This is a genomic window from Anabaena sp. PCC 7938 (assembly GCF_049315035.1).
In the GTDB taxonomy this organism is placed as follows: domain Bacteria; phylum Cyanobacteriota; class Cyanobacteriia; order Cyanobacteriales; family Nostocaceae; genus Anabaena; species Anabaena cylindrica.
This window is the reverse complement of sequence record NZ_CP186034.1, coordinates 569,574-590,596: the sequence shown is the minus strand read 5'-3', so window position 1 is coordinate 590,596 and position 21,023 is coordinate 569,574. Positions and strand designations below refer to the sequence as shown.

The 21,023-nt window shown below is 38.1% G+C and carries 22 protein-coding genes, 1 other RNA gene and 1 pseudogene; 8 read left to right on the top strand and 16 right to left on the bottom strand.

Features of this window, described 5'->3' with window-relative positions:
* Positions 1-151: 151 nt before the first annotated feature.
* The 8 genes from ACOWPH_RS02895 to ACOWPH_RS02860 all read right to left on the bottom strand — a co-directional run bounded on the left by ACOWPH_RS02895 (position 152) and on the right by ACOWPH_RS02860 (position 3,276).
* Positions 152-412 (bottom strand): hypothetical protein, encoded by a 261-nt coding sequence (locus tag ACOWPH_RS02895; protein WP_015213912.1) that lies wholly within the window; start codon positions 410-412, stop codon positions 152-154.
* Positions 412-612 (bottom strand): hypothetical protein, encoded by a 201-nt coding sequence (locus ACOWPH_RS02890; RefSeq protein WP_015213911.1) that lies wholly within the window; start codon positions 610-612, stop codon positions 412-414. Before ACOWPH_RS02890 ends, ACOWPH_RS02895 begins: the two co-directional genes overlap by 1 nt.
* A gap of 167 nt (positions 613-779) precedes the next feature.
* Positions 780-947, bottom strand: coding sequence for a hypothetical protein (locus tag ACOWPH_RS02885; protein ID WP_242043201.1), 168 nt, complete (start codon positions 945-947; stop codon positions 780-782).
* 163 nt (positions 948-1,110) lie between these two features.
* Positions 1,111-1,347 carry a hypothetical protein gene (locus tag ACOWPH_RS02880; protein WP_015213910.1) on the bottom strand — a complete coding sequence of 79 codons (237 nt, stop codon included), beginning with the start codon at positions 1,345-1,347 and terminating at the stop codon, positions 1,111-1,113.
* A 190-nt stretch (positions 1,348-1,537) separates the two neighbouring features.
* The gene (locus ACOWPH_RS02875; RefSeq protein WP_015213909.1) at positions 1,538-1,870 is read right to left on the bottom strand and encodes a S1 RNA-binding domain protein; all 333 of its coding nucleotides are present in this window, start codon (positions 1,868-1,870) and stop codon (positions 1,538-1,540) included.
* Between the two features lie 53 nt (positions 1,871-1,923).
* The gene (locus ACOWPH_RS02870) at positions 1,924-2,217 is read right to left on the bottom strand and encodes a hypothetical protein (RefSeq protein ID WP_422665667.1); all 294 of its coding nucleotides are present in this window, start codon (positions 2,215-2,217) and stop codon (positions 1,924-1,926) included.
* Positions 2,218-2,741: 524 nt separating this feature from the next.
* Positions 2,742-3,068 carry a DUF5615 family PIN-like protein gene (locus ACOWPH_RS02865; protein ID WP_015213906.1) on the bottom strand — a complete coding sequence of 109 codons (327 nt, stop codon included), beginning with the start codon at positions 3,066-3,068 and terminating at the stop codon, positions 2,742-2,744.
* Positions 3,052-3,276, bottom strand: a complete 225-nt coding sequence (locus ACOWPH_RS02860; protein ID WP_015213905.1) for a DUF433 domain-containing protein — start codon at positions 3,274-3,276, stop codon at positions 3,052-3,054. Before ACOWPH_RS02860 ends, ACOWPH_RS02865 begins: the two co-directional genes overlap by 17 nt.
* A 198-nt stretch (positions 3,277-3,474) precedes the next feature.
* Here ACOWPH_RS02860 and ACOWPH_RS02855 point away from each other — a divergent pair, with 198 nt between their 5' ends.
* Positions 3,475-3,612 (top strand): hypothetical protein, encoded by a 138-nt coding sequence (locus ACOWPH_RS02855; protein ID WP_190645509.1) that lies wholly within the window; start codon positions 3,475-3,477, stop codon positions 3,610-3,612.
* Positions 3,613-3,650: 38 nt separating this feature from the next.
* On the opposite strand, the gene ACOWPH_RS02850 is transcribed toward ACOWPH_RS02855, so the two are convergent.
* The 3 genes from ACOWPH_RS02850 to ACOWPH_RS02840 all read right to left on the bottom strand — a co-directional run bounded on the left by ACOWPH_RS02850 (position 3,651) and on the right by ACOWPH_RS02840 (position 6,218).
* Positions 3,651-3,920, bottom strand: coding sequence for a hypothetical protein (locus ACOWPH_RS02850; protein WP_422665666.1), 270 nt, complete (start codon positions 3,918-3,920; stop codon positions 3,651-3,653).
* Positions 3,921-3,924: 4 nt separating this feature from the next.
* On the bottom strand, positions 3,925-4,278 hold the full coding sequence (locus ACOWPH_RS02845; RefSeq protein WP_422665665.1) for a hypothetical protein: 354 nt from the start codon (positions 4,276-4,278) through the stop codon (positions 3,925-3,927).
* 479 nt (positions 4,279-4,757) lie between these two features.
* On the bottom strand, positions 4,758-6,218 hold the full coding sequence (locus ACOWPH_RS02840; protein ID WP_015213903.1) for a site-specific integrase: 1,461 nt from the start codon (positions 6,216-6,218) through the stop codon (positions 4,758-4,760).
* A 116-nt stretch (positions 6,219-6,334) separates the two neighbouring features.
* Here ACOWPH_RS02840 and ACOWPH_RS02835 point away from each other — a divergent pair.
* A pseudogene (locus ACOWPH_RS02835) lies at positions 6,335-7,435 on the top strand (nickel-dependent hydrogenase large subunit); the annotation flags it as partial.
* 173 nt (positions 7,436-7,608) lie between these two features.
* Here the strand turns inward: ACOWPH_RS02835 and ACOWPH_RS02830 are convergent.
* The 3 genes from ACOWPH_RS02830 to ACOWPH_RS02820 are packed head-to-tail and all read right to left on the bottom strand — an operon-like array spanning position 7,609 to position 10,834.
* Complete coding sequence (locus tag ACOWPH_RS02830) at positions 7,609-9,402, bottom strand: diguanylate cyclase domain-containing protein (protein ID WP_015213902.1); 1,794 nt, start codon at positions 9,400-9,402, stop codon at positions 7,609-7,611.
* A 9-nt stretch (positions 9,403-9,411) separates the two neighbouring features.
* The gene (locus ACOWPH_RS02825; protein ID WP_015213901.1) at positions 9,412-10,392 is read right to left on the bottom strand and encodes an ABC transporter substrate-binding protein; all 981 of its coding nucleotides are present in this window, start codon (positions 10,390-10,392) and stop codon (positions 9,412-9,414) included.
* A gap of 58 nt (positions 10,393-10,450) precedes the next feature.
* On the bottom strand, positions 10,451-10,834 hold the full coding sequence (locus tag ACOWPH_RS02820; RefSeq protein ID WP_015213900.1) for a hypothetical protein: 384 nt from the start codon (positions 10,832-10,834) through the stop codon (positions 10,451-10,453).
* A gap of 174 nt (positions 10,835-11,008) precedes the next feature.
* Here ACOWPH_RS02820 and ACOWPH_RS02815 point away from each other — a divergent pair, with 174 nt between their 5' ends.
* Complete coding sequence (locus tag ACOWPH_RS02815; RefSeq protein ID WP_242043200.1) at positions 11,009-11,383, top strand: hypothetical protein; 375 nt, start codon at positions 11,009-11,011, stop codon at positions 11,381-11,383.
* The gene (locus ACOWPH_RS02810) at positions 11,383-11,970 is read left to right on the top strand and encodes a hypothetical protein (protein WP_015213898.1); all 588 of its coding nucleotides are present in this window, start codon (positions 11,383-11,385) and stop codon (positions 11,968-11,970) included. The genes ACOWPH_RS02815 and ACOWPH_RS02810 overlap by 1 nt, the downstream gene beginning before the upstream one ends.
* A 94-nt stretch (positions 11,971-12,064) precedes the next feature.
* On the opposite strand, the gene ftsH is transcribed toward ACOWPH_RS02810, so the two are convergent.
* Positions 12,065-13,960 (bottom strand): ATP-dependent zinc metalloprotease FtsH, encoded by a 1,896-nt coding sequence (gene ftsH / locus ACOWPH_RS02805; RefSeq protein WP_015213897.1) that lies wholly within the window; start codon positions 13,958-13,960, stop codon positions 12,065-12,067.
* Positions 13,961-14,488: 528 nt separating this feature from the next.
* On the opposite strand from ftsH, the gene ACOWPH_RS02800 reads away from it, so the two are divergent.
* Positions 14,489-15,034 carry an NADPH-dependent FMN reductase gene (locus ACOWPH_RS02800; protein ID WP_015213896.1) on the top strand — a complete coding sequence of 182 codons (546 nt, stop codon included), beginning with the start codon at positions 14,489-14,491 and terminating at the stop codon, positions 15,032-15,034.
* Between the two features lie 285 nt (positions 15,035-15,319).
* Here the strand turns inward: ACOWPH_RS02800 and ssrA are convergent.
* Positions 15,320-15,711, bottom strand: a transfer-messenger RNA (tmRNA) gene (gene ssrA, locus ACOWPH_RS02795).
* Positions 15,712-15,834: 123 nt separating this feature from the next.
* On the opposite strand from ssrA, the gene ACOWPH_RS02790 reads away from it, so the two are divergent.
* The 3 genes from ACOWPH_RS02790 to ACOWPH_RS02780 all read left to right on the top strand — a co-directional run bounded on the left by ACOWPH_RS02790 (position 15,835) and on the right by ACOWPH_RS02780 (position 21,007).
* Positions 15,835-16,248 carry a hypothetical protein gene (locus ACOWPH_RS02790; RefSeq protein WP_015213895.1) on the top strand — a complete coding sequence of 138 codons (414 nt, stop codon included), beginning with the start codon at positions 15,835-15,837 and terminating at the stop codon, positions 16,246-16,248.
* A 59-nt stretch (positions 16,249-16,307) separates the two neighbouring features.
* Positions 16,308-16,949 (top strand): hypothetical protein, encoded by a 642-nt coding sequence (locus ACOWPH_RS02785; protein ID WP_015213894.1) that lies wholly within the window; start codon positions 16,308-16,310, stop codon positions 16,947-16,949.
* A 533-nt stretch (positions 16,950-17,482) separates the two neighbouring features.
* Complete coding sequence (locus ACOWPH_RS02780) at positions 17,483-21,007, top strand: N-6 DNA methylase (protein WP_015213893.1); 3,525 nt, start codon at positions 17,483-17,485, stop codon at positions 21,005-21,007.
* Positions 21,008-21,023 lie beyond the last annotated feature (16 nt).

Here is a 21,023-nt window from a genome sequence, read left to right as displayed (position 1 = left end):
AGTTCAGGAAGCACAAGAATATGGAAATTGAGCGAACTGCTTGCAGCAGCGCTTGCGCTATCGCACTTCTCAAAGATGTTTAACGGTGAAATTATCAGGTGCATTACATTCATTCCATTAATGCACCCTACAAGATTGGCTGGACTGCTGGTTAAAGCTTACCAATGAGCTTGTCATATTCTGCGTGAGTTCCGATCCAAAACCAAGAAATACCGCTTTCTACCTCAACTCCTAAAGCCCGATAGTCTAATCCTGCTCGAACTGACCAGTATTTTTTACCAATCTTCTTGAAGTGTAATGATGGATGAGATGGATCAGCTTTCAAAAGTTCGTAACACTGATCTGCTGTTTCCTGAACTTGAGGGGGCAAATCATCATAGCACTTCCAAAATCTTCTCGTTGTGTAGTGCATCAGAGTTCTCGGCAATGTCCCGCTTTAAACTCAGCGATCGCTTCTTCTGCTAAAGCCTCCAGTTTGCCGTCTGCGATGTCTTGTTCTAGCTGCTCGTCCCAATGTTGGTAATCTATGTCTAATATCCATTGCCGAAGTCGCTGAAATTGTTCTGGTGGAAGCGTTAGAATAGCTGCTTCAATTTGTTCAATGGTTGACATATCGGATTATAGTTTTTTGACTTCAATCACATTATAACTTTGCATGGAGGAGCAAAATTACTTGCCCTCTCATAATCACACTATAAGGAACTGCGTTCAAGTAATAAGGTACGTTAAATTCCATTAACGCACCCCACAAGATCGGCAATCGCAGCTATCGCACTAAGTCATAAAAATTCATGAAAGAGGTTATTGAACGGTTCTGTATTTTTCCAACGATAGGTGTTAAAGTCCCGATAATCAACCGATAAAATTTGTCCATGACCTAATTCTTCTGCCAGGATAACGAGAGAGGCATCAGCTAAATCCATCGGTAAATCTTTATATTTTTCCATCAGTTCTTCAATACGCTGGCAATGATGTTGTTTGAGATCAAAGATTTGTAGCTTTCCTGTAGAAATTTTATTAATAAAGATTTTTGGAGCATCTACTCCTACTCTTTTTTGTAATAAATAGCAAGTTTCTGTAACGACACACCAGGTTGTAATAAATTGCTGATTAGCTAAATCTTGAAATCGTTTTTTGACGGTCTAAGTAGTTTTTATAGTTTTTAGAGAGGTCTGTTTCAGCTTCTATGCAACCGATAAAGTCTGACCAGTCTTGCAAGGAATTTTCTGAAGATTCGTGTTGATTCTGAAGGTAGCGTTTTTTCAGGACTTCTACGAGTTCGACTATGATTTGTTGTGCATCGGGAGGAAGAGACGCAATATCTTGTTGAATTGTATCTAAGTTCATAATCTGATTTTGCTGTTTCCCTGATTATACTTTAGCAAAAAACGATCGCACTAACTCAATATTAGCGAACTGACAAGTCAGTGCTTACCCATGAGATCGCAGTTAATCCCAGTTAAGGAAGCACTCCGCAGGAATCGCTTTTCTCCAAGATATTTAATAACCTCTTGGTGGTTGGTGTATATTTAGATCGTTATGCTGCTGATGATCGATCGCTTGTTGCGGGAATTTTGAGATGTACCAATGCTTTCTGCAAGACACTGGGCTTGACACTCAACCAAATTTGATGGCGATCATCTTCAGTATACCCAACAACAACAGCCCCAATAGGTGAACCAATATCTGGATACATTTCTGGAGTCATATCTCCACTATCAACAAAATCAGTAATCTGAACAAGACCCTTCACTACTTCATCATCTAAACTAACAAAAATCCCAAATGGTGCATGATATTCGACAGTACCGTGAATCAGTTCACCTAACCGATATTTAGATTTGATTTTTTGCCAAAATTGATTGCTCATATCGCTACCTTGGTTTTAAGACTCTTGGATATTGGTTGAGAATAGGAAACAAGTCATGAGGAACTGGTAATTCTAATTGTTTTGTGCCTTGATAGGTGTTTTTCCAGGGGTTTGAAATATTGTTCATAGATTTCTGAGTCTATTGTAACTTCTAAAATCCCATCTTTGTAATACCGATGATACTCTTCAGCTAGACTCCTACTATTCGGTGCTGCAAAATAGCATTTGCCGTCAGCAGTTGGAGGATGGTAGGGAAAATCATCAGGATGAAATCCTCGTTCTACAAGATTTTGCCCTTTGCCTTTTTGAGTGGCTTTATAAATTGTAATAGCGTTTATCGTATTCAAACAAAAGAGACTTTATTAAGTAGAAATTTTCTTACAATTCTAATAATATAGAGCAATTTTCACAACTATTCAAAATTTTTTATCAGCAGCGATCGCTTACCCATGAGATCGCAATTAATCACAGTTAATAAAGCACAAAAAAATGGATTTTGTGCGATCGCATTAATCACAGTTAAGGAAGCACAAGACAATGGATTTTGTGCGATCGCTTACCCATAAGATCGCAGTTAATCACAGTTAAAGAATCACAAGACAATGGATCGCAGTTAATCCCAGTTAAGGAAGCGCAAGACAATGGATTTTGAGCGAACTGACAAGTCAGCGCTTGCGCTATCGCATTAACCCAATGTTAGCGATCGCAGTTAATAGTAGTTAAGGAAGCACAAGATAATGGATTTTGAGCGAACTGACAAGTCAGCGCTTGCGCTATCGCACTTAAACCACAACTAGCGATCACTTACCCATGAGATCGCGCTTAATCACAGTTAAGGAAGGACAACATAATGGATTTTGAGCGATCTCTATCACGAACCACCAACTTCAACTACTGCTCCCGGAACAATTGTATTTAAAACTTTACGAGCATCTGGCAACAAAGGAAGTAAATCAGCAAGTTTATTACTCTGCGCTACAAGAACAACAACTGCCACTCCCGCTTGCTGTAAGTTTTGCTGATAGCGTAAATTTTGATCTGTAGTGAGCAGAATCGTGAAGCCCTCTTGACTCATGAGTTGTAGTAATTCACCGTTCTTTTTTCCTGACCATCCCATCTCCACAACTGTTTTGATGTCATATTCGGCAAGTTGACGCTTTAAGGGACGTGGAGCGCATTCATCAAGCAGGATTCGCATAAGCTGTTAGCATTTCCTTTGCTAATTCAAGAGCCGCGATCGCTTGTTTATGTGTAACACTAGGAAAGTGGTCTAGAAATACGTCTAATGAATCGCCAGCTTCAAGGTAGTCAAGCAAGGTTTTTATTGGTACACGAGTTCCCACAAAAACAGGTGTTCCCCCTAGAATATCAGGGTCACTATGAATAATAGGTGATGTTAATGCCATAACAAATTCAGTTAAATAACTGTGATTTCTAAATTATAATTATATCTGTATTTTCAAGTTCAATCATGATCAAGGAAGTACAACAAAATAGAAATTGAGCGATCGCTTACCCATAAGATTGCAGTTAATCACAGTTAAAGAATCACAAGACAATGGATCGCAGTTAATCCCAGTTAAGGAAGCGCAAGACAATGGATTTTGAGCGATCGCACTAACCCAATATCAGCGATCGCATTAATCGCAGTTAAAGAAGTACAAAAAAGGAAGTTGAGCGATCGCTTACCCATGAGATCGCAGTTAATCCCAGTTAACGAAGCACAAGAAAATGGATTTTGAGCGATTCCTACGGAGTGCTTCGCTATCGCACTACAAGATCAGCGATCGCACTCTGGCAGGGCAGGATCAACATTCTCCAGAAGCATCTCTGGCTTTTTCAATTCACCTGATGAACAGACTCCCCTACCAAATCCAATACCTCCTGGCTGGTCAGGACCAAGAACATAATCCTTCAATCGTAAACACTCAGTATAAGCTTCTGCTTCACTAGAAGAATACAGGGTTTTTTGCCAGGCTCTGGTTCTACCATCGGCTTTAAAGACGTTGCAGCAGTATGCTTGTTTTGGTGGTGGCGGCGGTGGTTCCACTGTATCAGTTGCCCATGCTGCACTTCCATCCCGCCTGTAGAGAACAACGGTTTCCATCATTTTGCATAACAAGCGATGTGACATCTTGCCCATCTGTTCCAGATCCCCATAATGCTCCGCCAGGTACTCGTCCACGAGGTCCATACAGAACAAAATTTCCATCACTTTGCAGAACTGCTAAAGTTCCACCCTGCCCATCTGTTCCAGTTGCCCATGTTGCTCCGCCAGGTACTCGACCTTCAAGTCCGTATAGTACTAAATTTCCATCACTTTGTAGAACAAGCTGATAACGCCCATTGTCAGATACTATTCGCTGCTCAACTCCAAGGCTTTGTTCTGTTTTTAAGCTAGATGACACTGCATACTCCTCCATTTGTACTTGAAAACTGCAAAATTCCGTTAGTACTACTTACATAGCCACAATTCTCTTCATCTAATGCAAATACAGATCAAGATGAAAGCTAACTATTTATTATACGGGAAGTTTCCGCCTATCACGGCAAACTATCCAGTCAAATAAAGCATTACAGGTAATTTAGTCATAATATCAAGAACTTTTCCGTATATCGTCAATATCCGCTTATTATACAGAAAATTTCCAGATAACTACCTAAATCTGGGTGGATAGCAATAAATTTTCTGGCTATTATCCTTCTCCGGGTAATAGACGGAATAATTCGGTATATCTACGCGATTTTGCACGTAAGTACGAGTTTTTCAGTATATTTATCGCTGATATCCAGAAATTTTCCGTATAACATCCTAATTAGGAGATTAGACAGAATTTTCAGGATGTTTTTACCGTGGTGGAAAAGCTATTTGCAGTGATCTGGATTGTTAGACATTTTTCGAGAATTTAAACCTTTCCACCTCCAACCTTAACCTTTCATTCTCCATCCTTAACGCCAAAATTTCATTTTTCTGCAACTCAATTAACGACTTTTGACTAATTACCTCACCAAAGGCTTTTTTCCGATTTTCAATCCCAAACCATCTTTGATATGTTTTTGTATGTTCATCAACAGTATGACCTAAATTATCTGCTGCGGCTTTAATCGGTATTCCCTGAAGATGCGCTCGAATTGCACAACCATGACGCAAATCATAGGGTTGAAACTCAATTCCCACCTTTCTAAACCATCTGGATATATCTCTCCGCATCCAATTAATATTTTGTACAGATGCAATTTTTGCCACCTTTTGTTCTAAAATCTTTAATGGTTTGGGATTATGTAAATCAAATAACTCTATCCATTCAGGTACGAAAGGAATAACTTCTCGATATCCAGTTTTGGTATTTTTATTCACCTTCCAAGTATGGTCTATATTTTGGGGAGACATCCACCAATTAATATCTGGTTGGACAAATAATTCCCTTGGTCTTAACCCAAAGGTCGCCAACATTCCATATACCCAACGCCACATTTCCCAAGTGTCTATTTCATCACTAATGTTTGTATTTTTGCGGTTGAGGGCGAATTTTTCAAAGAGGTCAAAAGCAGATATGATTTTTTCATCATCAGGTATTTCTCGATAAGCAGGAGTGACATGATCTCGTTTGACATCGAGTTGAAATCCTAAATTAAAGGTTTTAATCAAAACAGAAGTTACAGCTATTAGTTCATTTTTTTTATTACCCTGAAATGAATTAATAACTTCTTCAAAATTTTCTTTTGTGGCTAAATGGGTGAGAGTTAAGTTTCTTTTAATGACAGATATATAATTAGCAAAAGTATTTTGACTGGTGATAGTTTTCTGACGGGTTTGATAATATTTTTCATCAAATGTATCTAATAATTCCCCAATTGTTTTGATCTCTTGCTTCTCTCTCGATTTAATTCCTAAATACTTCTCATTCCACTCGAAAGTATGACGAGCAATTAATTTACCCAACTCATAACTTTCCTCAATGGCAGTTTTTAATCCCTCTAAATTTGCGGGTATTCCTAGAGATAAATCATACTGCTTTTTTGTCTTACCTAAACTGTAATCTCCTGGTTTTAATGGTAGGGTAGCTCGTAATTGGAGAGAATTGCCAGTTTGTTTAATGGTAACTCTTATTCTCTCCCTTTTTAAATTAGTATTAGCTTCGACTAACTTCTGTTCAAAAACTGCTTGATACTGTAATTCCGTTGCTTTTATTTTCGCCATTGTTCCCCTATAGCTACCATCTGTGGTGTTCTGCGGCTCAAAGTCTGCAAACATATCTGCGAACCAGTCCCTTGAGTCTGCATTTGCATATTCCTGTGTAGATGTGGAATATGTCTCCTCGCAATTACCCTGATTTTGTCCGCTCATTCCCTAAATATTCCCTTATTTATAAACTGAAATGGTGAAAATAAAATGTTCTTACCGAGCAAAATTACCTGATAAAATAAGTTACTCAGGAACATTTACAGCATATCACCTGTTGTCATTGCAGTTATATGGTGCCTGGTGGTGTGATGTGCGCCCCCACTTTAACTGACATTACCCGCGCCTGGGCAATTCTTGAATATTTCCGCACCAATTGGTTAGAACCAGTTTGGTTAGGTTGTTCTTTAGAAAGATATGAAGAAATTCAATCTTATGAAGATTTCCAAAAGTGGTTAAATGAAGATATCAAACACCGAGAATCTGATTTAGGTTTATACTGGCGCATGGGTTTGGATATCGGTTTGGATAGATATGGTGCTGGTGTGGGTAAATATGTGACTTGGGGTTATATTCCCCATGAGGATAAATATAATAAACCCACTATTGAGGGACGTAACGCTGCTGTAATTATGAAAAGTGGTGTTTACGATAGCTTCAGTGATACTCATGCTTTGATGGATCAATCTTTTGCCCGTGAGAATTTAACCCATTCTTGGTATGATGAGGGTACGGAAGATTGGCATCCGAGCGATCGCACTACAAACCCTATTGCCAACAATAATAAAGACTTTGAAGGTGCATATTCCTGGTCTAGTGCAGTCCTTCACCAAGATTTAGGACGCTTAGAAGCTGGCCCCTTAGCCCGTCAATTAGTCGCAGGTGGCACACATGGCGAATCTTGGCAACACTACGACCCCTTTATTCTCGACACCTTCAAAAAAATGGGTGGTGCAAGTGTTCACGTCCGCCAACTAGCACGAGTTCATGAACTTGTTAAATTATATCGTCAGGCCGAACGCTGTTTACGGGAATTTAAATTAAATGACCCCTGGTATATCAAACCCCAAGAAAAAGACGGTAAAGGTTGGGGTGCAACGGAAGCGGCTAGAGGTGCATTGTGTCACTGGGTAGAAATTGAAAAAGGCAAAATTAAACAATACCAAGTTATTGCCCCCGGTACTTGGAATATTGGCCCCCGTGACGGTGCAGGACAACGCGGCCCCATTGAACAAGCGTTAATAGGAACACCTATTCAAGACCCTACAGACCCTGTAGAAGTAGGTCATGTAGCCCGTTCTTTTGATTCTTGTTTGGTGTGTACTGTTCACGCCCATGATGCCAAAACTGGGGAAGAATTAGCCCGTTTCCGCACGGCTTAATTTATGTTTTGAGTTATGTTTTGTGGGGTGGGTTTTTCCCACCTTATTTAACTTTTATTGTCAGAATTCAGGTGAGGCGATAAAATCCCTGACTTCTTTTGTTTATTGTGTCCATAAATAATAAATTTATCTGGTGAAGTCGGAGATCTGGAGAATAGAGAATAGGAATAGACCTATGATTCAAATGAGTAACAATAGCGATCGCGCCCCTGACGTTTAGCATTGTACAGTGCTTTATCGGCTGAAGTGATAAGTGTATCTGGCTTGATGTCACAAGTGGGTATTAAAGAAGCAATACCTAAACTAAGTGTAACGATGTCCTTGACATCAGACTTTGCATGGGGAATGGCCTGATCGTGAATTGCTTGTTGAATACTTTGTGCTACTTTAATCGCTTCTACTAAGTCAGTATTGGGGAGAAGTACTGAAAATTCTTCTCCTCCATAACGCGCTACTAGATCAGCAGGACGATTAACTATCTTTTGCACTGTTTGCGCTATTCTGATGAGGCAATCATCGCCTCCAAAATGACCATAATAGTCGTTGTAAAGTTTGAATTTATCAACGTCAAATAAAATTAGTGACAAGGGTTGTCGTTCTCGTTTAAGGCGGTTCCATTCCGCTTGGAGTCGTCCGTCGAAGCAACGACGGTTAGCTACCTGAGTCAAGCTATCTAAATTTACCAATTTTTCTAGTTTCTGATTTGCATCTTCTGCTTTTTCTTTAGCAATGATTAACTCTGCTGTTCTCTCCTGTACCCGTTGTTCCAAAGTTTCCAAAGATGTTTGTAATTGCAGTGCCATATTATTAAAAGATTTTGCCAGTTGACCTATTTCATCTTTTGAGTTCATTTCGACGCGGATATCTAAATTACCTGCGGTAAATTGGAAAACTATATTAGTAAGGTAAATTATTGGCTTTGTTATCAGTTGCCCAATAGCAAAAGCGATAATTGTTACTACTGAAGCGATCAATGCAAATAGAAACATTGCATCATGGATTTGCTTTTCTACAGGTGCTAGGGCAATACTAATGGGCTGTGCAAACAAGACAGACCAAGGCTTATATTTTAAATGAGCAATCGTAATCAAATTAACCTGATTACCTGTTCCTGACAACGATGTAATTAAATATGATTGTTTACCATCCAATGCTTGTTTAAGTTTAAACTCATTAGTTGCCAATTCTTTAACAGGAGAATTAGGCAAACGTTCTGCTTTTTGTAATCGAGTTACAATATCCAAAGGTAGAGGTACAATTGATTTAAAAAGCAATTGTGGTGCAGTGCTATGTGCCAGATAAATATTATTTTCATCTAAAAGAATAGCAAAAGATTTTGCCCCAGCCCGTTCAGTTTGTCGAGTTACTAACTGCTGAACAACAGTCGCATTGTATGAAACACGCAATACACCCAATATATCTCCTTTGGCATTGCGAACCGGACTGCTAAAAAAGAAGGTAAGAAGATCAGGAATTGTCGATGACTGCTTCATGCTAGAAACAAAGGATAACCCAGTTTGCAGGGGTTCTTTAAAATAATCTTGACCAGATTCATCTTTGCTAACGTTCGGTGTATATGTATCCAATACATTTTTCCCATTTAAATTGAGCAAAGCATAGGAGAGAACATTGACCATATCTTTGCGACTGAGACGGATTAATGTTTCTGTCGCCAGTTGCATTTCGGGGCTGTCATCTCGCTGTTTTGGAGTGAGGCTGAGGTAGCGTGCAAAACCTGGTAAAATCGCCTCTACGCGCACGGAATTGAGATTTCCATCAATAAAAGCATCTATTCTGTTAGCAGTTTCGTTAGCCGCCATAGATAGGGCTTGTCGAGCGTTGTCAGCTAGTGCTTTTTCAGTAGTCTGTTTGTTGATAAATGTCAATAACAGTAACGGAATCAAAGCAACAATGAGAAACGAGACGATCAACTTTGTACGGATGCTACCCAAAAGGGAATGCTGCATGGCTGTAAACTAATCTGGTGGCTTTAAAAAGTCAGAATTGAACAAACTTTTTAGCTCAGGAATGCGCGTCACGTTTCCAGTGCGAATAAAAAAGTCTGCATATATCTTGGCATTTTTGTAGATGGAGTTAGGGTTGCTAGATTGAAAGAATTTTTGGTTTTCATCTAAATCAGTTAGGTTTACTCCCTCCAGAGAGATTGTATTACTAGGAATTTTTAAGACTTTGCTGACGATCGCATTTCCTTCCTGAATATTTGCTTTCCAGTAGTTTACTGCTTGCAGCCATCCTCGTACGAATGCACGAACATCTTCGGGGCGATCGCGGATTATCTCACCACGAAAGACAATCATATCTAAAATCAAGTAAGGGGTTTGTTTGCTGGTAAATAGGATATGTCCCCCTGATTTCATAGCTTCAGAAAGATGGGGTTGCCAAGTATGTCCGGCTTGAATAGTATTATTTTTCAGACGCTGGGGAATTTCTGAAGCCTCTAATTTAACCAAGTTCACATCATCGCTGGTTAAGTTGGCAGTTTTCAACATTTCAGTTACAAAAACTTCGCTAAAACCGCCTAGATTTGTACCCAGTTTTTTCCCTTTCAAGTCAGCAACGGTTCTAATTTGTGATTGGGCGACTACTACATCTGCTCCTGTTGATTCATCTACAACCATCACGCTTTGTATATCTGGAATTGTGGCACTCAAGATGATAAAACTTCCCAAAGAAGATATAGCACCATCATACTTACCCGCACTGAAATTTCCTTGTTCCAATTGGATGTATGGTTTATGAATTAGTTCTACATCTACCCCTTGGGCTTTGAAGAATCCTTTTTCTTGAGCAATGATACCTGGATACTCCCCAACAAAAAATCCAAATGGTATTTTCAAGGGAGGGCGTTTAAATTCGGTCGGTGTCCAAACATGACAAGCAAATAGCAAACAGGCACTAATGAAACAAATACTGAGGTATTTGAGTAGTTTCAACATAGAATATTTGATATTTTCTAATTAGGGTTTGCTGATAGCGTAGCTTTTCACCAGATGTCTAATCAGAAGATTCCCCATCTCTGCGTCCGAGTTCATAAATTCCTGCACCCATACAGGCAAGTATGCCGGTGCTAATTCCCCAGCTATCGCCTAAACTGATTTCCAGACCCCAGTTACATAAAGCACCAAAGATGAAAAAAGGCATAATGCTAAACAGTGAGGCGTAAAAGGCATTTTGCGATTCTCTGGCTTTGCGTGTTTTTTCAAATTCCGTTTGACTAGTATACAGCGATCGCTCGGCAAAGTTAAACCATCTGTTTAATTGCTCAATTACCCATTCCCTAGTTGATGCCAAAGCCAGATATAGAGCCAAAGACCATAAACAAGCTCCTGCGATCGCAATTTTATCCAACTCAAACCGGAAAGGCAATATATCAAACATGGCACGGCTTATTTCTGCAACGTCTCATTTTAGCTGTAATTCGCTGCTAAATCGACCTGTTGGGAAATTTTTTATCTCCAGGCTGGTAGAATCTCGTCGGATTGATGATTTTGTCATAACTTAGGCATATACTCAAAAAGTAGTATTTCGTGAATTATAAAGAGAGTTTTTCTTTTGTCTGTGAATCCCAATACAAGTTTCTTTGGCACTTTAACTGAACAAGAGTATATTGTTGACAGAGAACAGCTAGAAATGATCAAGAAACACATCAGCAGATTTCCTCTTTACTTACCCAATATAAAAATGATTGATAGGCTTCAAAAAGCGTTAGACTCAGGACAAAAAATTTCTGATGCTGATGCTAGTTTCTACTTTCATGAATTAAAAGAAGCTGAACTTATGGAAAAAGGTTATGATTGGGGTACGGCTCACCCTATGGCTATAGCTCATTATGGTGTATCACAATACAGCTTCTATCATCCAGAAGTAATTAAGGCTTACCCAGAAGATTTCAATAGAAATTGGAGAAAAGCTTGGGGGATTGATTAATGCTAAAAGTATTAAATTTAGGTTTGTCGGGAAAAGCTCGTATTTGGACTGACGAAGGATTTTCTTTCCCTGGGGATTTTCCACCTGTTTTTTATCCTGTAGTAAATGAAAGGATAGAAATCATAGACGAGAATGCCAAAATTAGTTCATTTTTTACAAGAGAAGTCATGATTGAGATATTAGCACCTCTAGGAGCTAGATTTTTATATGGCTGCTTAGGTGCTATATTCGAGCCAAATGATTCTGGCAAGTTAGTTTTAAAAGTTGCTGTTTCAACTGAAGTTGAACGGGAAGTTAAATCTTCTCTGGCATCATCATTAGATATCGTTAGAGTTGGAATACCAGAAGAATATGCAAATAGCGTTTTTGAAGGCTCAAAATTAAAACTTCAAGAACCAGGAGTTAGCAAAATAATTGGCTCTGGTGAAATTTCTTTTAAATGGGGTACTTTTGGAGAACTAGGCTCTTCCAGAGCATTTTTTCGGGATCTGTCCTATACAGTTATTGAAGTTATGGTGCGAGATAAAGTCAGAGCTAATGATAATATCAACCCACTATTTAAAAAAGTTCTTGAACAATCTTTGTAAAAGCAGTCAAAATAATTCGTAATTCGTAATTCGTAATTCGTAATTATTTGGTCAATAGTCTATACAATATAAACTATTGACATTTAATAATTACCTAACGAGATACAGCTAATTTTTGATCTGTCACCTGAATCTGTGTATTTTCTTCTACAATCTGGCGGAATAAATCCCCATCAATTGTTTCCTGTTCTGCTAATAAATCAACTAAACGCTCTAACACTGGGCGGTTTTCTTGTAACAGTTCTTTCGCTTTGATATAGCCACTATTAACAATTTCCCGGACTTGAGTATCAATCTTAGCGGCAATTTCTTCAGAATATTCTGATTTATTCCCCCAGTCACGTCCCAAAAATACTTCCTGATTTGGACTTTCCAAGGACAATGGACCCAAATCAGACATCCCAAACCGCGTTACCATTTGTCGTGCCATGCTTGTGACTTGTTGTAAGTCATTTCCTGCACCTGTTGTTACTTCAGCTTTACCAAAAACAATTTCTTCCGCAGCCCGACCACCTAAAGCAGCTATAATCCGCGCTAGGATTTGGGAACGGGAAATTAAACCTTGTTCTTCATTGGGTGTAAACCAAGTTAAACCTAAGGCTTGTCCTCTGGGGATGAGAGTAACTTTTTGTACTGGGTCATGGTCTTTGATTAAAGTACCTACTAAGGCGTGTCCAACTTCATGGTAAGCAATTAAACGCTTGTTTTTGCTATCTACTAAAGCTGCACCTTCCATTCCAGCCACAACTCGATCTACTGCATCATCTATTTCTGAGATAGTGATGGTTTCTTTGCGCCTTCTAGCGGTGAGAATCGCGGCTTCGTTGAGGAGGTTGGCTAAATCTGCGCCGGTGAATCCAGGAGTGCGACGTGCGATCGCATCTAAGGATACACTAGGATCTAATTTCTTGTTTTTAGCATGGACTTGCAATATCTCCAAACGTCCTTTAATGTCGGGCGCATCAACAGTTATTTGTCTATCAAAACGACCGGGACGCAATAACGCCGAATCCAATACATCAGGACGGTTGGTAGCAGCAATAATAATGATGCCTGTATTGCCTTCAAAACCATCCATTTCGGTTAATAGCTGGTTGAGGGTTTGTTCTCTTTCATCATTTCCACCACCGATACCTGCACCTCGTTGACGACCTACTGCGTCGATTTCATCAATAAAGATGATACAAGGAGCATTGTCTTTAGCTTTCTTGAACAAGTCGCGGACACGGGAAGCACCCACACCCACAAACATTTCTACAAACTCAGAACCAGATATAGAAAAGAATGGTACACCAGCTTCACCTGCGATCGCTTTTGCTAGTAAAGTTTTACCAGTACCAGGAGGGCCAATTAACAGCACACCCTTGGGAATCCGAGCGCCAACAGCAGTAAATCTTTCTGGCTGTTTGAGGAAAGTCACAACTTCTTGCAGTTCTTCTTTCGCTTCTTCCACACCAGCCACTTCATCAAATTTCACCCCAGTTTTCGCTTCCATTTGGAAACGAGCGCGGGATTTACCGAAATTCATCGCTTGGTTAGAAGCATTAGAAGAACGACGCAGGAATAACAGCATTAAAGCTACCAGTGGTAAAATCCACATCAGATTAATCAACAACCCTACAGCAGCCCTACTATTAGCAGAGGAAACCTCACCAAAATCAACGTTTTTTTCCTTGAGTCTATTAATTAACTCAGAGTTTTGATCTAAAAGTCGCACTGGTATTGGTGGTGCATCTGGTTTTTGATCTGCCAGATAAACTCTAGCTATTTGCTCAGTTTCATCCAATTCTACTTTTCTAACTTGCCCTTGCTCGGTTTTTTGGAGCAATTCTCCATAAGTTAAGGAATTACGCTCTGCTTTTTGTGCCAAAACGGGATTCATCCCCAAAATTCCTGGCATCATAATCATAGTAGCTGCTAAAGCCCCAGTCCAAATACTGCGCTTTGTCGGTCGCTGTTTCCTCAATGTCTTTTTCCCAAAATTTGTCATAATATTTACCCTTTTATTCTTTGGCATAAGCTGATATCTAGTTTTATGCCTATTCTTCTAGCAGAAATTGCAATAACTGGAAATTACGGTTTTATTATCTAGTTTAACTTCCAGACAAAAACATTCCCAGGTTTTTACCACGGATGTTACAGCAGAAGTCAGGAGTCAGGAGTCAGGAGTACAACTGGCTTTGTGTATAGGTTTGAATTTAGATGTTGTACCTCCTAACTACACAAACTGCTGTATGTCAATACTGCAAACTTTCAACTTGCTTTGGGTAAAGGTCAAAGGTTTTTTCCTTCCCCGCAAAACCCGACCCTTGGATCTGCCCCATGTCCTGACATCAGTTCCAATTATAGGTTTTTATCTGAAATATAGGGATATTAATGATTTCCCCAGTTTGCGCTAGGGATTAACATAAATTTTTCCCGGTAATTAAAATTTGACATATTACGCAATCAATCGCTACTATAATCATAGTCGTAATGACTCCGACTTTTAAGAAATTCTGGTTTTAGTGGGTGAACTATGGTAAAAATTGTTGGTATTGGTGGTAGTTTAAGACCCGGATCTTATACCCAGTTAGGCTTACAAGTAGCAGCACAACGAGTAGCAGCTTTAGGTGCAGAAGTAGAAATTCTTGATTTAACGCAAATGCACTTACCTTTTTGCACTGGTGCCAAAGAGTATCCAGATTACCCAGACGTGCAGAAGTTACGCGATACCGTTTTTAATGCTGATGGTTTAATCTTGGCAACACCAGAATATCATGGTAGTGTTAGTGGCGTTATTAAAAATACTTTGGATTTAATGAGTTTTGATCAGCTATCTGGTAAGGTAGCTGGTTTGATTAGTATATTGGGTGGCCAAGTAAACAGCAACGCTTTAAACGACCTCAGAATCATCCTCCGCTGGGTTCACTGTCAATCAATTATTGAGCAGATAGCTATTGGTCAAGCCTGGGGTGCATTTAGTCCAGAGGGTAAACTACTGGATGAAAAATTATCTCAACGATTTGATCAATTTGCTCAAAGTTTGGTTGATAATACTCGCAAATTGCGGGAAGTTAATTAAAAACGAGAGTGATTAGACATCAAGCGAATTTAATAGAACTTATGCACGAAGTAATCAAAAACCTGATTCTTTCGTAGGGGTAATTCATGAATTACCCCCACTTTCGTGATGTTTTGCGTAAGTCCTGTTTAAATATGCATTTTCTATAATCCTCGTAGAGATGTTCTATGGAATGTCTCTACGGTATTTATCTGGCGCAACTTTACACACAATTGGCATAAATCAACCTAGAAAAACAAAATCCACCCACACATAAAAGTGTCAGGTGGACTTGTTCTTTTCTTAAAATGGAGCTTATGGGAGTCGAACCCATGTCCAAATTGGGTATTAACCCACCGCTCGTTCACAGGTTTAGCCTTTCTGACCCTCAAGGCGGGAATCGTTCATTATCCCGAACGTAGGATGCTCTGATTTAATCTTAGCCTTCAAGCCAACCAGAGAACGCTTGTTGGAGCATCCGTTGGGGGTTAGGTCTTTAATCCTTAACGGAGTCAAATTAAAGACGCTCGAACCTGAAAGAGGTTTCTTAGGCTGCTACTAGAGCTTCCCGACGAGCAAATTTTACGATATTGTTCGCATTTACTTTTTTTTCGAGTCTTTGATTTCCGAGAGGTGACTCGCTCTCGACCTGAATCACAGAGAAGCGTTCGCCAACCTGTCGAAACCGTTAAAGCCCCATGTGCTTCACATCTTCTATTATAGTACGCAATTTTGCAAGTTGACAAAAAAAGGTATAGCTATTTTATTTTGGGAATAAATTAAAGTTAGAGATAGATAGTTTACAGGTATAGTAATACGCCATGACTAGCCAAAGTCTGATGCAACAGCAAGAAATTGTCCATTTATCAGGGATTAGTTGGCATACATATGAGAGTTTGCTAAATGAACTCAGTACCACTAGCCGTTTTCGCTTAACTTATTATCGGGGTAATTTAGAAATAATGGCTCCTTCCCCTGAACACGAAACTAGCAGTTCAAAAGATCGTTTTGCGGTTTATGCAGAAATGGGTGTGCCAGAAATTTGGCGATATGATGGTAATGTATTTACTATTAATATTTTAGAAGATGGTAAATATATAGTTGTTGATGAAAGTTTAGCTTTTCCTAATTTACCTTTAACAGAAATTTCCAATTTCTTGAAAAATTCTGGTAGTAAAAAATATTTGGAATTAGTGAGAGAATTTAGAGATTGGGTGAGAAGTCAAATTCAATAATGATCAATTAAAAAAAAATCAAACATCAACTTAGGTGAAATTTATTTAGTGACTAAATTATGACTAAACCAAAAATTCTCCAAGAAGAACGCGAATATACATTTCGTTCATATTTTGAAATGACCTATCCACCCGAAGAAATTTTAGCAGAATTAGGCTATAAATTAGTTAGATCAAGATTGTCACTTCCAAAAAGTGAAAAACATCTAGATCACTTATTAGAATTACAAAATCGCCTTGAACGCACATTAACACGAGTAACTTTAACTAGTGAAACAGCCAGAAGAGAAACTTTAGTAGCACCGATTTTAATAGAAGTTGCTACATATTATTGTGATTGTCAGTTAAGAATAGAATACCCACTAGTTGTTAGTAAATGGTTAAAAGGTAATCTGGATTATTTACTACGTGCAGAACATAATTTGTTAGTTATAGAAGCAAAAAACGACGATTTAACTAGAGGATTTACTCAACTTGCTACAGAATTAATTGCTTTTTCTCAAATAGAAGAACAAGAATTTCACTATGGGGCTGTAACAACAGGTGATGTGTGGCGTTTTGGAATATTAGATGTGGAAGCAAAACAAATCACTGAAGATATTACTATTTATTCGCTACCTGATGATTTAGAAGGTTTGATGAGAGTTTTAGTGGGAATTATAGAAAATAATTCAATCCAATCAAAATTAAATAAAGATTAAATATTAGAAGCTGTTTGAAAAGTCCTTCTTGGTGTAGCAAAACATTTCAGATCCTCCTAAATCCCCCTTCAAAAGGGGGACTTTGATTCTAGTTCCCCCCTTAAAAAGGCTACGGTGTACACACAAGTCCTATTTAAGATTAAATCGGCGGTTAGAAACCGCAACTACACAGGCAAAACCAGTATTGTTTCTTAGTGATTTATAATCGCCAGGGCTTGTTTTAGGTAATCAGATCACTTGTGTGTACACGGTAGCTTAAAAAGGGGGGTTAGGGGGGATCAACAAGTGTCTAATTAGTTTAGAAGAAACTCTGAATAATTATTTTTTAACTAATTGAATTGGATAAAAATAAAAATTTATTTTGAGTATGAATTTTTTTTGCAACATTATAAAGAAATGTTTTATTTTATGGTGAAATTGTCCCAGACAATGATACTAATCAGGTTCATGACCTTGCATAGCATATTGTATATACACTAATTCAAGTTCTGTAACCTATTTTTATAATTCTCAGACTCTTAAGTATTTAATTCATGAAATTAGCCGATATTCTCAAAGATTCAAATTACAGACTCTCTCAATTTACTGCTGAAGAAATTGCACAGCTAGAACAGTCAATTATCCTCAAGTCTACCAAAAGTGGCGAAACACCCTACACCGTTTGTTTAGTTCGCAAAAAGGAGATTAAACTTACACCAGAGGAAGCAATTCGACAACTATATCTGCGGGTTTTAACAGAACGTTTTTACTATCCCCTTAATCGGATTCAAGTAGAGTATGGGGTAAATTTTGGGCGCGAGGTGAAACGGGCTGATATTGTCGTCATGGACAAAGATCGGTTAAATACAGTCTATATGCTGGTGGAGGTAAAAAAACCGAAACTCAAGGACGGTAAAGAACAATTACGATCTTATTGTCACGCTACAGGTGCGCCTATTGCTATTTGGACAAATGGCGATCAAATTTCTTATTACCAGCGAAAAGATCCTAACTATTTTGAAGAACTTTCCGGTTTACCTAATGCTAATCAAACTTTAGCTGATATTCTGCAAATTAAGTTCACACTAGAAGATTTGATTGCTAATGACAAATTAATAAAACAGAATAAATCTCTCAAAACCATAGTCGAAGAAATGGAAGATGAGGTATTAGCAAATGCTGGGGTAGATGTATTTGAGGAACTGTTTAAGCTAATTTTTACTAAACTCTATGATGAGTGGTATTCTGGTCAAGGAAACCGCCGTACAACTCGGATGATGGAGTTTCGCAATACAGGACAAACAGAAGCCGCACTCAAAACAAAAATTCAAGATTTATTTGATAAGGCTAAGAAAAAGTGGGAAGGAGTTTTTAGTGAAGATGCGAAAATTAGCCTCTCTCCTTCTCATCTTTCAATTTGTATTTCTTCTTTAGAAGATGTAAAGCTATTTAACTCTAATTTGGATGTAGTTGATGAAGCTTTTGAATATTTGATTAATAAAAGTAGTAAGGGAGAAAAAGGACAATTTTTCACCCCTCGTTATGTAATTGATATGTGTGTCAAGATGCTAAATCCTCAAGAGGATGAATACATGATTGATACGGCTGCGGGTTCTTCGGGGTTTCCAGTGCATACAATTTTTCATGTGTGGCGGCAAATTTTGGAGGATGAAGGTTTATCAGCAAGTCATTTGTTTTCACTGGAAGAGAAGCCACCACGATGTAGAGAATATGTGCAAGAACAAGTATTTGCAATTGACTTTGATGAAAAAGCGGTAAGGGTAGCGCGGACGTTGAATTTGATTGCTGGAGATGGTGAAACAAATGTTTTGCATTTGAATACCCTGGATTATGAAATGTGGGATGAAATAACAGGACAGGAGGAGTGGGATGATATTTATAATGCTGGATTCAAACGTTTAAAACGGCAACGACCAAAAGATAGTAAAGACTATCGAGAATTTCAGTTTGATGTGTTGATGGCAAATCCTCCTTTTGCTGGAGATATTAAAGAAACTCGCATTATTAACCATTATGATTTAGCTAAAAAGGCTAATGGTAAATGGGAAACTAAAGTCGGGAGAGATATTTTATTTATTGAACGCAATCTGGATTTTTTAAAGCCTGGGGGCAGAATGGCAATTGTTTTACCTCAAGGACGTTTTAATAATTCTTCTGATAAAAATATCCGTGATTTTATTGCGGAACGTTGCCGAATTTTGGCAGTAGTTGGGTTACATGGAAATACTTTTAAACCCCATACGGGAACTAAAACTTCGGTATTGTTGGTGCAAAAATGGAATGATGATCCAAAAGTAGGCGCGTTATGTCCTCGCCAGGATGATTACAATATCTTTTTTGCCACGATGCAAAAATCAGGTAAGGATAATTCGGGTGAAAAAATTTATGTTAAAAAGTCTGATAGTTCGGGTGAATATTTGTTAGATGATCACGGTCATTTGATTATTGATCATGATTTATTTAATCATGAAGGAAAGACGCAAGATGGTATTGCTGAGGCGTTTATTGAGTTTGCAAAAAAGGAGAATTTCAGTTTTTTTAAGTTAAGCCCATCTGTTGCGCCGTTTAATGCTGTGAAGTATCAGAAGTTAATGGATGGGCTAGAAGCGGTTGAATTAAGTTTAAGTGAAGCTTTGAAAGAAAATATTTCTTTTAGAGTGGATAGTGATTTCTTCAAAAAACAATATTTGCACGAATATCATCAAAGAAAGAAATTTAAAAATATCATTCTTGGCGATATTGCATTCATCACTGATGGTCAGCATGGTTATCATGAAGTAGATGAAACATCAAATATTTCTCATATAACGGCTAAAAATACAAAAAACTGGTTTACAGATAAAATTGGCGCAGATGGATTAGCTAAATGGGTAGATGACAAAAATAAACGATCTTCTCTTCACGAGAATGATATTCTCCTCGCTAATCGTGGGACAGTAGGATGTTGCTCTATTGTCAAAAATGATATTTTACCAGCGAATATAGACCAAGATATTGCCAGAATAGAGCTTAATCTAAATACCTCAATCATTCCAGAATATCTCTTAACTTACTTAAATTCAAAGATTGGTTATGATTGGGTTATTAGAAATTCTTCTGGCATGGTTCAGCAAGGATTACCATTAAATAAAGTCAGATTAATACCTATACCTCTTTTAAATAACAAATTTCAATTCAAAATAAAATCATTGATTGACATTTCTTTGAAAGAGAAAAAATCTTCAAAAGATTTCTATGAACAAGCTGAGGATTTACTGTTATCAGAACTGAACTTAAAAGACTGGCAACCCACTAAAGAAACTATTGCTATCAAGAGTTTTAAAGAGTCTTTTTTGTCTTCTGGTCGCCTTGATGCTGAGTATTACCAACCAAAATATGATGAACTGACTGAAAGACTCAAGGAGAAAGTTGAATTAACTAGACTTGGTGATTTACTTAACCTTAATCAACGAGGAAAACAACCCATATATATTGAATCTGAAGATGACAATAAGTTGGGTTTACCTGTTGTTAATTCTAAGTACGTTCGAGAAGGTAAAGTAATTCTGACAGATAATCGCTATGCTTATTTTCCAGAAACTGATAATCCACTCATAATTCATACTGATGATGTTTTAATTAATGGTACAGGTGTCGGTACAATTGGACGCTGTGCGCCTTATCTTTATCAACAACCAGCTTTACCAGATAATCACGTAACTATTCTCAGAACTGATTTACTTGACTCGGTTTATCTGTCTATTTACCTCAATAGTATTATTGGAAAGCTACAGGTTGAAAAACATTTTAAAGGTTCATCAGGACAAATTGAATTATACCCTAATGAAATTAGTCAATTTTTAGTTTGGAATGCGCCTGAATCAGTACAGAAAAAAATTAGAACCAAAGTTGAAGAATCTCACCAAAAGCGTGAACAATCCAAACAACTACTAGAAATTGCTAAAATAGGAGTAGAAAAAGCGATAGAAACCGATGAAGTAACAGCTACAGATTGGATAAATCAACAATTGGAAATATTAGGAATTGATATCAACAATGGAGGAGAAAATAAAAATTAATGCTGATGTCATTTAT

Bases quoted from the DNA above. Each gene is read 5' to 3' on its own strand.
- ACOWPH_RS02895 (WP_015213912.1), bottom strand. From the start codon at position 412: ATGCACTACACAACGAGAAGATTTTGGAAGTGCTATGATGATTTGCCC.
- ACOWPH_RS02890 (WP_015213911.1), bottom strand. From the start codon at position 612: ATGTCAACCATTGAACAAATTGAAGCAGCTATTCTAACGCTTCCACCA.
- ACOWPH_RS02885 (WP_242043201.1), bottom strand. From the start codon at position 947: ATGGAAAAATATAAAGATTTACCGATGGATTTAGCTGATGCCTCTCTC.
- ACOWPH_RS02880 (WP_015213910.1), bottom strand. From the start codon at position 1,347: ATGAACTTAGATACAATTCAACAAGATATTGCGTCTCTTCCTCCCGAT.
- ACOWPH_RS02875 (WP_015213909.1), bottom strand. From the start codon at position 1,870: ATGAGCAATCAATTTTGGCAAAAAATCAAATCTAAATATCGGTTAGGT.
- ACOWPH_RS02865 (WP_015213906.1), bottom strand. From the start codon at position 3,068: ATGCGAATCCTGCTTGATGAATGCGCTCCACGTCCCTTAAAGCGTCAA.
- ACOWPH_RS02860 (WP_015213905.1), bottom strand. From the start codon at position 3,276: ATGGCATTAACATCACCTATTATTCATAGTGACCCTGATATTCTAGGG.
- ACOWPH_RS02840 (WP_015213903.1), bottom strand. From the start codon at position 6,218: ATGAGCGGACAAAATCAGGGTAATTGCGAGGAGACATATTCCACATCT.
- ACOWPH_RS02830 (WP_015213902.1), bottom strand. From the start codon at position 9,402: ATGCAGCATTCCCTTTTGGGTAGCATCCGTACAAAGTTGATCGTCTCG.
- ACOWPH_RS02825 (WP_015213901.1), bottom strand. From the start codon at position 10,392: ATGTTGAAACTACTCAAATACCTCAGTATTTGTTTCATTAGTGCCTGT.
- ACOWPH_RS02820 (WP_015213900.1), bottom strand. From the start codon at position 10,834: ATGTTTGATATATTGCCTTTCCGGTTTGAGTTGGATAAAATTGCGATC.
- ACOWPH_RS02810 (WP_015213898.1), top strand. From the start codon at position 11,383: ATGCTAAAAGTATTAAATTTAGGTTTGTCGGGAAAAGCTCGTATTTGG.
- ftsH (WP_015213897.1), bottom strand. From the start codon at position 13,960: ATGACAAATTTTGGGAAAAAGACATTGAGGAAACAGCGACCGACAAAG.
- ACOWPH_RS02800 (WP_015213896.1), top strand. From the start codon at position 14,489: ATGGTAAAAATTGTTGGTATTGGTGGTAGTTTAAGACCCGGATCTTAT.
- ACOWPH_RS02790 (WP_015213895.1), top strand. From the start codon at position 15,835: ATGACTAGCCAAAGTCTGATGCAACAGCAAGAAATTGTCCATTTATCA.
- ACOWPH_RS02785 (WP_015213894.1), top strand. From the start codon at position 16,308: ATGACTAAACCAAAAATTCTCCAAGAAGAACGCGAATATACATTTCGT.
- ACOWPH_RS02780 (WP_015213893.1), top strand. From the start codon at position 17,483: ATGAAATTAGCCGATATTCTCAAAGATTCAAATTACAGACTCTCTCAA.